Here is an 11,808-nt window from a genome sequence, read left to right on the forward strand (position 1 = left end):
TAAAACGTGCTATCTTGTTTCAGATAACATCAATGGCGTCAACTTTATTATTATTATTTATCCTTGGGTCATGTTCAACACGGTGACTTTTTCACGAGTCATCGATTCAATGCCCTTGCGAATGCCTTGTACCCCAACCCCTGAACTTTTGACGCCGAGGAAAGGAAAATGATCAGGACCGCGCTCGGTTTTACCGTTAACTTGAACGGATCCGACTTCCAATTCATGACCGATCTGGATCGCCTGTTCCATATTTTTTGTAAAAATGCTTGCCTGAAGACCGTATTCCGATTCGTTGGCAATGCTGATCGCCTCATCAACGTTCTTCACGCGAAGCACCGGAATCACTGGTCCGAACGGTTCCTCCCAGGCAATCTTCATATCCGTGGTGACGCCATCAAGCAGTGTCGGATAGATTAAGTTGCCTTCACGGTGATTTCCGCTTACAACGTTGGCTCCTTTTTCAATCGCATTGTCAATTAATCCCGTTACATAATCGGCAGCTTTACTGCTGATCAGTGGCGTGACATCGGCATTATCTTCAGGCGCACCGATTTTTAAGCTATCCATCTTGTCTTTAATGTTTGCAACAAGCGCGTCTGCCTTTTCATCCTGGACAAGGACACGTTTAATCGCTGTGCAGCGTTGACCGGAGTACGAGTATCCACCGCTGACGATATCGGCCGCTGCTTTATCCAGGTCAGCGTCTTCAAGCACAATGGCCGGGTCTTTGCCACCCAGTTCAAGAATGACGGGAACCATTGCTGCCTTTTGAGAAATGGACTTGCCGGTTTCTGAACCGCCTGTAAAATTAATCAGATCGATCTGAGGGTGTGTGATTAAGTGGTCACCGATTTCCGATCCTTTTCCTGTCACAAGATTGACAAGCCCAGATGGAAGTCCCGCCATGTCGAGGGCTTTAATCATGAGTGTGCCGCTGAGGGCTCCTTGTGTCGCAGGCTTGAAAACGACCGCATTTCCGCCGATCAAAGCCGGGGCAATTTTCGCTGCCGCCAAATTGACTGGATAATTAAACGGCGAAATGGCGAGAACGACGCCGACAGGGTTCCGGTTCACCAGTGCAAACTTATTGGCACTCCCTGAGTTGAAGCTGCCGCCGTTAATCAATTCACCGTGCAGTCTTTTCCCTTCTTCAGCTGTATATGTGATAAAATCGGCTGTTCGGACGACTTCTTTTTCTGCTGAAGCAAATCCTTTTCCGACTTCCTTCATAATCGTCTCTGCGATCTCATCCTTCATCAGGAGCAGTTCATCCGCCCAGGCATAAAGCAGTTGCGCACGTTCAGCGAAGGATTTCCGGGCCCAATTCTTTTGGGCGTCTTTCGCCCCTGTCACAGCAGCATTCACTTCACTTTCGGTCATCGCCTGCACGCCCGGGGTTTCAGCGCCGGATGGCGATTCAATCTCAATCGTCCTTTCCGACGTGCTGTCTTTCCACTCTCCGTTTAACAAAAATGGGTATGCATTGATGACTTCTACCTTGTTCATCGCACCAATCCTTTCCAATTTATTTTAACCTAAAAGGTATGTCTATTAGCATACGTTAGAAAGCGCTACCAAATCAACAGAAAAATTAAAAATAAATGAATTTTTTAAAAATGGGGATTCTGGTGCCTGTCACTTCCCGGATTTTGTCACATTATGTCGAATGACTTTTTATTGAGACATTGATAAAAAACCCCCTTTAAAAAGTAATTTGAGGGGGTTAAGCCTTAACGGATTGAATAACAACTATTTATTTTTTCTTTTATGAACATAAGATAGTATAGCCACGATTAAAGAAATGATTGAGATTGACACCATCAGGATGTGGTAAGTTGTCATGTCAATTACCTCCCCGCTATTTTGGATAATCCTTATCTTATACATAAATACGAAAAGCACATACGGAAATACAATTTTCTGTCATATTTAAGCCAATAAATTGTGGTACGTGATAAAAGTCCTCATTTTCAGATAGGCCTTATGGCTCCTTTTTTATTTCAAGGCAGTTTTGTTATACTAAACAGAACAAATGTTCCCTAAAAGGTTGTACTTTTTCTGTGAAAACCCTTTTTGTATAGAAAGGAGGGAAAAAATGGATTTTAATTCACTGACGAGGCATGTTGATTCAGATGCACAAACAACATTTAAGACATTTACTTCGCAGCATAGTTGGGCTTTGTCCAATTATGTTGTGCAACGTTTTCTTAGCCAGGAGTCTCATTATCAGTTATTTACGACAGCTATTTGTTTTCCCACAGAGGACAATTGGCGAAAACTGGATCAAGCATTCAGGCAATTTTATATGGAAATCCGCTTCATCAATTACATTGCGAAGGTTTTATGGCGTTATGCAAAGGATTTTCGAATCAAAAAACATCGTAACGCGACGCATTATTTACCGATTCTTGATCAGCCGATTCAAATAAAAGAAGAATCTTCAACGATAACCTACAAGGATCAACTGCTGGATCATAATGGCGATGATACGTCTGAGGCAGAAGGTCTTTTGGCTCAGGTTGAAGACTTACAATTGCAAAAAGCTTTGACCCAACTAACTGACAAGCAATTGAAAGTCTTGGATAGCTATTATGTGCACAATATGACCCAAAAGGAAATAGCACGTAACTTAGGGGTGTCACAACAATCCATTTCAAAAATTTTGAAGACTTCCTTAGATAATTTAAAAGAATGTTATCAGAAGGGGGAAAAGAGACATGTCTTTCGTTGATTGGGTTAAGTTGGTTCAAGATGTGGGCTTTCCTATATTCATTGTTCTATATCTCATGTTTCGTTTAAATAAAAGATTTGGTCGTCCTGATCAGGTTGTACGTCATCTTATTAAAAAAATTCGTGAAAAAGGGTGAAAAATATGCGTAGATTGTATTACCTTGTTCAACACGCTAAAACAAATGATTCGGAATCCACCAAAGAAATCATACACCGCTTTGATCCGAAAATTAAACAAACCAGTCGCTTTACCGGAAATTTTGAACGCGAAGATCTTGAGCAAGAGTTAAGGATTCGAATCGTCAAGGCCGTTGATAAATTTAAAACGGATGACACACCTGGATTCAGAGAATTCATTAGCGACTTGTCAGAAAAAAATAGCAATCAGTGAAGAATCTAGCATTTTTGGGTCAACACCAAAATCTATGATTGAATTGTGAATATAGTAGTAAAACTAGCTAGCGGAGGAAAAACACGGAGACTCTTGTGGGAATGCGCCGTGTGAAGACCCCGCAGAAAAAGCGACTTTCTGTTTCGAGGAGGCTGAGGACAAGCCCACGGAAAGCGACGAGCGAAACATCCACCGAATGAGCTACGAGTTGCGAGGAGTGCTGCTTCACCGAAAAACTTGCAACACGACGAGCACACTAGTGTTTTTCCGAGGCGACTGCTTCCGTCAAAATGACATCTGATTTGTCAACCATAGATTTTGGTGAACAGCCATCATTTTTTATAACGTCAGAAAGTATAAATGATGGATGACCTTATAAGCTTCGGCACTCACAAGACGAATGCCGAGTTTTTCTAATCACAAAAAAGTTAAAGCTATGTTGTATTTTTTGATGACTTTTCCCTTATTAACAAATAGACTTCCGGAAGTTCACTAAATGACAAGGAGGAATTTAGAATGAACCGCATGATGGGTTTTTCTGAACAAAGCGCAAAACAGGAGCGTCAGTATGAACAGGTATTTTCGAAACATGTAAGCAACGATTCAATTGCCGAGTATTCCAGACATTTGGCAAGCCGGCCTTCCCGTGTTGGAACGTACGGGAATGAAGTGGCGCTTCATTATAGTCTTGAAGAGCTTCAAAAAGCGGGACTTGATGCTTACATTGAGTCGTATGATGTGTATATGTCGGTTCCGAAGCACATTTCGGTTAAACAGACCGAACCGGAAGAACGGGACCTGGATGTTATAGAGGATGTGGCTCCCGGGACGCCGTTTTCTGATGAAATTGTTCCCGGCTACAACGCATACTCACCGTCCGGTACAGTGGAAGGCGAGTTGGTTTATGCCAACTACGGAAGGCCTGAAGACTTTGAGGAACTCGAACGAAAAGGGATTTCTGTCAAAGGAAAGATCGTGATCACCCGTTATGGCAAAACCTATCGCGGAATCAAACCGAAACAAGCTGCCAAACACGGTGCCATCGGAATGTTAATCTATTCCGATCCTATTGACGATGGCTATGTGCAAGGCAAAGTGTACCCGGATGGACCTTGGCGCCCGGAAGACAGTATTCAGCGCGGAAGTATTGTCCAGCTTGCTGAATACCCGGGAGACCCGTTAACACCTGGTGAGCCGTCGAAAGAAGGTGTTCAGCGTCTGGACCCGGATGAAGCCGAGTCTTTGCCGACGATTCCTACTACTCCTTTGTCATATGGACAAGCAAGACATCTTCTAAATGCATTAGAGGGGGAAAAGGCTCCAGAGTCGTGGCAAGGTGGCTTACCATTTCATTATAATCTTGGACCAGGCGATACCAAGGTACGGCTATCACTGGACATTGACTATGAACGACGCGGTGTCAATAATGTCATCGCGCAGATACCAGGCTCGACATATCCTGAACAAAAAGTCGTCGTTGGCGCCCATCGCGATGCATGGGTATATGGTGCAGAAGATAATATATCGGGATGGGTAACGGCAATGGAAATGGCTCGTGTTCTTGGAGAATTATATCAAAAAGGGTGGCAGCCTGAGCGCTCTATTATCATCGCCGGATGGGACGGTGAATAGTATGGTCTGTTGGGCTCCACCGAATGGGCAGAAGATCAGGCTCAGGATCTTATACAAAATGCCGTTGCTTACTTTAATATGGATGGGACAGCGGGGCAATTTTTTGGGGCTTCTGCCGTTCCTTCCATTGAGGATATTATGTTCGAGGTAACAAAAGAAATTGTTGAACCAAGATCCGGCCAAGTTGCTACATCCATCTATGATGATTGGTATATCAGGTCTGACAACAATACACCGGCCATAGGGTATCTGGGCAGCGGATCGGACTACACCCCTTTTATTCAGCATCTCGGTATAGCATCGGCAGACATTGGGTTCGGCTATCCGACCGGTTTGTATCACAGTGCCTATGCCAATTTGGATTCCTTAAAGTTTGTCGATCCGGGATACGAACACCAGGGAGCTGCAGCTAAAATGGTTGGGTTGATGGCTTTGCGTTTTGCAAATGCCGACGTATTGCCGTTCCGCTACTCCAAGTATGCGGATCGCGTCATTCAATTGCTTAGGGATTTCAATGAGACATATACATTTGGCGTTGATCTTTCTGAAGTTATTGACCAAGCTCAAGCATGGAAATTAGCACTGACATCGCTGGAGAATCAAGTCGACAATTTGATCTCAGATGAGGTTCATCTCTCTGAATGTGAAGACCTTCAAAAAATAAATGAAGCACTTCTTCAACAGGAACGCAATTTAACGCGGTCTCAAGGGCTTCCGGGGCGAACCTGGTATAAACATCAAATTTGGGCGCCGGGTCGTGATACGGGGTATGCCGCACAACCTCTGCCAGCACTGAAACAAGCCTTGGAAGACGACAGTAAGGAAGATTTTAAAAAGGCTATTGAAGTGTTGAAACAAGCTCTAAAGGACGCAACTCAGACTGCTAATCAGGCTGTTGAATGATATATGTATTGGAAAGGTAAGGGGGCAGGTGGAGTGAACGCTTTAAACTGTCAAGGCCATTCGCTTCACCTCACTCCAGTCAAAATTTGCTTTATGGCTATGTAACAGAAGAAGATGAGATTTTCATTGACCTTATGAGCTTTTTCCGGAGGGGGGAAACTTAAAGTCCGGAAATAGATGTGCTGTTTAAACTTATTCCCCTGTATCAAGTGAGTGTCTTGATATAGGGGACCTTTTCGGAAAGTTCATTTTATGGCATTCAAAACGAGAAATTTACTCATATCGTGATTCATTGATTAATAGTATCCAGAACAAAAGGCGCACTCATGTTGATGTTATGCTGGTAAAATCGCATGGCAAGAGATATTGCTCATTGGTTTGTGGGAGGTATGTGCTTTGGGGTGATTTCATTTTGGGTCATCTAATAACTATATCCACATAGATCAGTTATATCACGGTCTAGTTGCAATGTGAATCTTATCGTACATTATGTCGGCAATATTCGTCTTTGGTTAAAAACGATTATGAATGGAGGAATCCTAATGTTACAAAGAAAGCTGACTGATATAGAAGGCATAAAAGTTGGTCATGAACAGGATTATAAAGGGGCTACGGGGTGTACTGTTGTTTTATGTGAAGAAGGAGCTATAGCGGGTGTTGATGTAGAAGGCGGGTCACCGGGAACGCGTGAAACGGACCTTCTTTCGCCACTAAATAGGGTTGATAAGGCACATGGGATCTTATTATCCGGTGGAAGTGCTTTTGGATTAGATGCTGCCTCAGGCATGATGGCGTATTTGGAAAGTCACGAGGCGGGGTTTGATGTTGGAATGACTAATGTTCCAATCGTACCAGGTGCCATACTATTTGATTTGGGTATAGGGGATCATGAAAAGAGACCTGATAAAAAAATGGGTTTGCAAGCTTGCGAAAATGCTTCCGGATCGGATTGTAAAGAGGGGACTATCGGCGCAGGGACAGGCGCAACAGTTGGAAAAGTCCTGGGGATGGACCGGGCCATGAAAGGTGGCCTTGGTACATATTGTCTTCAGGCAGGCGAATTAATGGTCGGTGCTATGGTTGCTGTGAATTGTTTTGGAGATGTCGTTAACCCGGAAACAGGACAGATTATCGCTGGGGCACTCTCTGATTCCGACCATTTCATAAATACTGAGGAATTTATGATTAAACAATTTGAGAATCAAAAAAATAAAAGTCAGGAAAATACCACAATTGGCGTCATTGCGTCCAATGCAAAATTAAATAAAGCAGAAGCCAATAAACTGGCTGCTATGGCTCACGATGGCTTTGCCAGAACGATGCGCCCATCCCATACTATGGTGGACGGGGATACCATTTTTACATTGGCTACAGATAAAGTTGAATGTGATTTGGACTTAGTTGGACTTTTAGCTGCAGAGGTAATGGGGGAAGCTGTCATAAGGGCAGTGAAAATGGCAACCACGTTACATGGTGTTACCAGTTACTCTGATTTACACAGAACTGAAAAGGCGTAAAATTGCTTAACTTGATTCGTATCCCCCGCTCACTTTATCAGCGGGGGTTTTAATTTGCTAATGTGGCCTATTATATCCGTTTAGCTAGGAGTCTTGGACAAAAGTAGTTTTATTAAGGAAAAATCCGAACCAGTTAGAGCGTATACACCGCTCCGGAAATATACTTCGCTTTCCGCGGGCGGCTGGTGAGCTTATTCGTGCTGAAGCACTGCGGGGTCTCACCTATGCCTATCCTCCCGCAGGAGTCTGCGTATATTTCCTCCGCTCAAGCGGAATATCGTTCGTCTTTAGCATTGTACATCTTAGTTATGTCCTAGGTTCCTAGATAAAGAATGGGAGTGTGGAAGAGGCGTACAGAATAGATTAGTCTGAATGGATGGCGCTGGGTGATTTAATATAGAAGGCGGGATAGATTGAAAGACAATACGTATCTCGTTCCGGCGTGTGAACTCGTGCGAGAGCGGAGTCAACTTGAGCGCGAACCGAGTGAACTCGTGCGGGAGGTCGCCGAACTTGAGCGAGAACCGCTCCAACTCGTGCGAGAAGCGGCCGAACTTGAGCGAGAACAGCCTCAACTCGTGCGAGAAGCGGCCGAACTTGAGCGGGAAGCGGCCGAACTTGAGCGAGAACAGCCTCAACTCGTGCGAGAAGCGGCCGAACTTGAGCGGGAAGCGGCCGAACTTGAGCGAGAACAGCCTCAACTCGTGCGAGAACCGCTCCAACTCGTGCGAGAAGCGGCCGAACTTGAGCGAGAACCGCTCCAACTCGTGCGAGAAGCGGCCAAACTTGAGCGAGAACAGCCTCAACTCGTGCGAGAAGCGGCCGAACTTGAGCGAGAACCGCTCCAACTCGTGCGAGAAGCGGCCGAACTTGAGCGAGAACCGCTCCAACTCGTGCGAGAAGCGGCCGAACTTGAGCGAGAACAGCCTCAACTCGTGCGAGAACCGACCGAACTTGAGCGAGAACAGCCTCAACTCGTGCGAGAGCAGCCTCAACTCGTGCGAGAACCCGCTGAACTCGTGCGGGAGCAAAATGTCTGGGTGCTGATTCACAGCATTGACCATTATCTGAACAAGGCAGACAGTTCAGCTTATGTCTGACAAAGAAGTTGATAAGTGCATGATATGATATGCAGAACTGAAGCAGGAAGGCGCCGCACCTTCCTGCTTCAGCACTTTTTTGTAACGTCATAAAGTATAAATTATGGATGACCTTATAAGAAAAGCTTCGGCATTCGCTATAAGACAAGGCGAATGCCCTAACGATGAATTCTATGAATGTATTGAAACTTCTTGAAAATTATAGTATTTTAGAATTTAGTCATCTGATGACCTTATCACTGCATCATTTTGTAAGCGGTTTATTTGTGTGGCTAAAGGTTGAAAATGGGAGGAGGACTTATAAGATGTATTTACTTATTGCTTTAAGCGCCATTATTTTTCCATTCCTTTTTTTGGTTATTCTAAGAATGCCGGCAGCTAAAGGGATGAGCGTGAGTGCTGTGATTCTTATCGTATTAGGCTTCACCGTTTGGGGGATGGAGGCGAATGTCATTGCTTCTTCATCATTACAAGGCATCCATAAAGCATTAACCATACTATGGATATTGTTTGGTGCATTGGTCTTATTGAATACTCTTCGTAATACTGGCGCAGTCGATCGAATTAATCAAGGATTCCAGAGTATTTCCGGTGATATGCGTGTACAAGTTATTATTGTCGCATTTTTGTTTGGATCCCTGATTGAGGGGGCTGCGGGTTTTGGTGCGCCTGCTATGGTAACGGGGCCACTCTTATTTGCATTAGGATTTAGTCCACTGGCAGCAGCGACCATTGCACTGATCGCTGATAGTACAGCTGTTGCTTTTGGGGCGGTTGGTACACCAATTGCGATTGGCTTGAGTAATAATCCAAAGGCGGGTGAAGGGTTTTTTCAGGACATTGCCGTTTCTGTTACATCGATGGATTTATTGGCAGGGACGTTTATTCCATTTATTTTAATCGTTATATTGACCAGTTTCTTTGGTAAGGGGATAAAGGATGCATTTGTTCTTCTGCCTTGGACCTTATTGATAGGACTCGTATATACGGGATCGGCTTTATTATATGCGTCATTGTTCGGTTATGAATTTGTATCGATTTTAGCTTCACTGACCGGTCTGATTGTTGCTGCATATACCGCTAACAAAGGTTTGTTATTGCCAAAAACAGAATGGAAGACAGCTTTACGGGATGACTTTCAGGTGGTCGATAAAGAATCCGATTTAGGGATTATAACGGCTTGGTCGCCATACATAATTGTTGTTGTTCTGCTTCTGCTTACACGCATTGTACCATGGCTTCAAACGTTCACCACCTCAGCAATTGACTTTTCGTGGTCCAATATTTTAGGAGTGGAAGGTATTACGTCTGATTGGCAGTTTTTGTATTCACCTGGTACCGTCCTGGTTCTTGCGGCTATAAGTGCGATTGCCATTCAGCGTAAAACATTTCGACCGTTCACAAATGCCTCACAGGAATCATTAGCAACAATGAAAATGACAACGATTTCCTTGATGGCAACATTGATTATGGTCCAAGTATTTGTTAACTCAGGCATGAACATGAATGATTTGGTCAGTATGCCGCAGCATATAGCTGAATCATTAGCAAATTCTTTAGGTCCTGTTTGGATTTTTGTTGCGCCATTTTTAGGTGAACTGGGTGCTTTCATTACAGGGAGCGCCACCGTTTCAACATTAACGTTCAGTCCCATACAGTACAATGTGGCAACACAGGCAGGGTTTGGCGTTAACACGGTTTTGGCGGCGCAGTTAATCGGTGCGGGTGCAGGTAATATGATTTGTGTTCATAATGTCGTTGCAGCAAGTGGTGCAGTGGGGTTATCCGGCAAGGAAGGAGACATTATTCGAAAAACGCTGATTCCAGCTATTTTGTATGGTTTACTGGCCGGTTTTTCCGGATTTATTATAACGTTATAGGTTATAAATTATGGATGACCTTTTAAGAAAAACTTCGGTACACACTAGGAGGAGAATGCCGAGTTTTTCTAATTATACAAATTAGTTGGTTCAATACCCTGGCAATGAGCGCTATTCTAAATTCATGAATTCCAGTAAAATGGAGCCAAATGATAAGGAGTTGAGGCAGGATATGGCGTATCAAAAGATACAAACCAAAAAAATTTACGAGGAAGTCGCCGAATCGATTATTGATAAAATAAGGAACACACAATTAAAACCAGGTGAAAAGCTGCCGTCTGTAGAGCAATTGGCAGCTAACTTTGATGTTGGTAAATCGGCAATACGGGAAGCGTTAAGCGGTTTACGTTCCATGGGTCTTCTTGAAATGAAACAAGGTGAGGGGACGTATGTGAAGTCGTTCGATCCTTCAAAATTCTCGCTGCCTGTAACGATTGCTTTTTTGATGAAGAAAAATGATGTGAAGGAACTGTATGAACTTCGAAAGATTTTAGAAGTGGGCACGGCCAGTCTTGCTGCTAAGGTTCACAATGAAGAAGACTTAATACCGATCGAAAAGGCTCTGATTGTGATGGGAAATGCCAAGGGAGATGAAGATTTGGCTGCGAGTGCTGATATGGATTTTCATATTGCTATCGCGCATGCAGCGCACAATCAGTTACTTTTAAATCTCATAAGCAGTGTGTCAGGGCTTATTTCTGAAACGATTCGTGAAACACGAAAAGTGCTGCTGTATTCTGAAAATCGTTCTGAGACATTATATATGGAACATGAGCGGATTTTTAATGCTATTAAGAACCGGAAACCGGAAGAAGCGCATGAACACATGTATACACATTTGGATGAGGTCAATAGGGAATTGGTTCAGTATATCGACGAAACATTGGAGTAATGCTCGCATGAGTTGAATAGGGGAGGATATTATGAAAATATCATTGTTTGTCACGTGCCTTGGAGAGCTGTTCTATCAGGAGGCTGCGAAAGATATGGTTGAAGTGCTTGAGCGTCTCGGCTGTGAAATAGACTTTCCGCGGGGACAGATTTGCTGCGGTCAGCCGGCCTATAACAGTGGTTATAGAAAAGATGCACAAAAAGCGGCGAAACAGATGATTTCCGCGTTTGAGTCATCGGACTATATTGTCACACCTTCCGGATCATGTGCCGGTATGTTCAAGGAATATCCCGGTCTTTTCCGGGAGGATGCTGTTTGGCAGGAAAGGGCTCAAAAAGTGGCCGATAACACATATGAATTTACCCAGTTCATTGTCAATGTTCTGGGAATTGAAGATCTTGGGGCCGTTTATCATGCGAAAGCGACCTACCACACGTCATGCCATATGATGCGGTTGCTCAAGGAAACGGAATCCCCGTTCAAATTGCTCCATAATGTAGAGGGCTTGGAGCTGTTGCCATTGGAAAATAATTATGACTGTTGTGGCTTTGGCGGGACATTTGCTGTAAAAATGGTGCCGATTTCCGAGCAGATGGTTGATGAAAAAGTCCGTCACGTGGAAGAGACAGGTGCAGATGTTTTGATCACGGCTGATGGTGGATGTTTGATGAACATAAAAGGACGGATTGACCGTGAAGGGAAACCGATAACTGTTAAACATATTGCACAGATTTTAAATTCGCGTTAGGAAAGGGGACGA

The 11,808-nt window shown here is 44.0% G+C and carries 9 protein-coding genes and 1 pseudogene; 8 read left to right on the plus strand and 2 right to left on the minus strand.

Going from position 1 to position 11,808, the window contains the following annotated elements; all coding sequences use genetic code 11:
• Nucleotides 1-57: 57 nt before the first annotated feature.
• Complete coding sequence (locus IEW67_RS09880) at nt 58-1,509, minus strand: NADP-dependent glyceraldehyde-3-phosphate dehydrogenase (protein ID WP_188632906.1); 1,452 nt, start codon at nt 1,507-1,509, stop codon at nt 58-60.
• Between the two features lie 589 nt (nt 1,510-2,098).
• Here IEW67_RS09880 and IEW67_RS09885 point away from each other — a divergent pair.
• From IEW67_RS09885 to IEW67_RS09905, 5 genes and pseudogenes are all read left to right on the plus strand, one after another.
• Nucleotides 2,099-2,734, plus strand: a complete 636-nt coding sequence (locus tag IEW67_RS09885; RefSeq protein ID WP_188632907.1) for a sigma-70 family RNA polymerase sigma factor — start codon at nt 2,099-2,101, stop codon at nt 2,732-2,734.
• Nucleotides 2,721-2,870 (plus strand): YvrJ family protein, encoded by a 150-nt coding sequence (locus IEW67_RS09890; RefSeq protein WP_188632908.1) that lies wholly within the window; start codon nt 2,721-2,723, stop codon nt 2,868-2,870. Before IEW67_RS09885 ends, IEW67_RS09890 begins: the two co-directional genes overlap by 14 nt.
• A 5-nt stretch (nt 2,871-2,875) precedes the next feature.
• Nucleotides 2,876-3,124 (plus strand): helix-turn-helix domain-containing protein, encoded by a 249-nt coding sequence (locus tag IEW67_RS09895; protein ID WP_188632909.1) that lies wholly within the window; start codon nt 2,876-2,878, stop codon nt 3,122-3,124.
• 744 nt (nt 3,125-3,868) lie between these two features.
• A pseudogene (locus tag IEW67_RS18465) lies at nt 3,869-5,659 on the plus strand (M28 family peptidase).
• 542 nt (nt 5,660-6,201) lie between these two features.
• Nucleotides 6,202-7,176 (plus strand): P1 family peptidase, encoded by a 975-nt coding sequence (locus tag IEW67_RS09905; protein ID WP_188632910.1) that lies wholly within the window; start codon nt 6,202-6,204, stop codon nt 7,174-7,176.
• Nucleotides 7,177-7,478: 302 nt separating this feature from the next.
• Here IEW67_RS09905 and IEW67_RS09910 read toward each other — a convergent pair whose 3' ends face one another.
• The gene (locus IEW67_RS09910) at nt 7,479-8,228 is read right to left on the minus strand and encodes a hypothetical protein (protein WP_188632911.1); all 750 of its coding nucleotides are present in this window, start codon (nt 8,226-8,228) and stop codon (nt 7,479-7,481) included.
• Between the two features lie 353 nt (nt 8,229-8,581).
• On the opposite strand from IEW67_RS09910, the gene IEW67_RS09915 reads away from it, so the two are divergent.
• The 3 genes from IEW67_RS09915 to IEW67_RS09925 all read left to right on the plus strand — a co-directional run bounded on the left by IEW67_RS09915 (nt 8,582) and on the right by IEW67_RS09925 (nt 11,796).
• On the plus strand, nt 8,582-10,156 hold the full coding sequence (locus IEW67_RS09915; protein WP_188632912.1) for an L-lactate permease: 1,575 nt from the start codon (nt 8,582-8,584) through the stop codon (nt 10,154-10,156).
• Between the two features lie 172 nt (nt 10,157-10,328).
• On the plus strand, nt 10,329-11,048 hold the full coding sequence (locus IEW67_RS09920) for a FadR/GntR family transcriptional regulator (protein WP_188632913.1): 720 nt from the start codon (nt 10,329-10,331) through the stop codon (nt 11,046-11,048).
• 31 nt (nt 11,049-11,079) lie between these two features.
• Entirely contained in the window at nt 11,080-11,796 is a 717-nt protein-coding gene (locus IEW67_RS09925) for a (Fe-S)-binding protein (RefSeq protein ID WP_188632914.1), read from the plus strand.
• The last annotated feature ends 12 nt before the right edge of the window (nt 11,797-11,808 follow it).

This window comes from Lentibacillus kapialis, from assembly GCF_014646635.1.
In the GTDB taxonomy this organism is placed as follows: Bacteria; Bacillota; Bacilli; order Bacillales; family Amphibacillaceae; genus Lentibacillus; species Lentibacillus kapialis.

Excerpts from the sequence above, each read along its gene's own strand:
- IEW67_RS09880 (WP_188632906.1), bottom strand. The coding sequence starts at position 1,509 with ATGAACAAGGTAGAAGTCATCAATGCATACCCATTTTTGTTAAACGGA.
- IEW67_RS09885 (WP_188632907.1), top strand. The coding sequence starts at position 2,099 with ATGGATTTTAATTCACTGACGAGGCATGTTGATTCAGATGCACAAACA.
- IEW67_RS09890 (WP_188632908.1), top strand. The coding sequence starts at position 2,721 with ATGTCTTTCGTTGATTGGGTTAAGTTGGTTCAAGATGTGGGCTTTCCT.
- IEW67_RS09895 (WP_188632909.1), top strand. The coding sequence starts at position 2,876 with ATGCGTAGATTGTATTACCTTGTTCAACACGCTAAAACAAATGATTCG.
- IEW67_RS09905 (WP_188632910.1), top strand. The coding sequence starts at position 6,202 with ATGTTACAAAGAAAGCTGACTGATATAGAAGGCATAAAAGTTGGTCAT.
- IEW67_RS09915 (WP_188632912.1), top strand. The coding sequence starts at position 8,582 with ATGTATTTACTTATTGCTTTAAGCGCCATTATTTTTCCATTCCTTTTT.
- IEW67_RS09920 (WP_188632913.1), top strand. The coding sequence starts at position 10,329 with ATGGCGTATCAAAAGATACAAACCAAAAAAATTTACGAGGAAGTCGCC.
- IEW67_RS09925 (WP_188632914.1), top strand. The coding sequence starts at position 11,080 with ATGAAAATATCATTGTTTGTCACGTGCCTTGGAGAGCTGTTCTATCAG.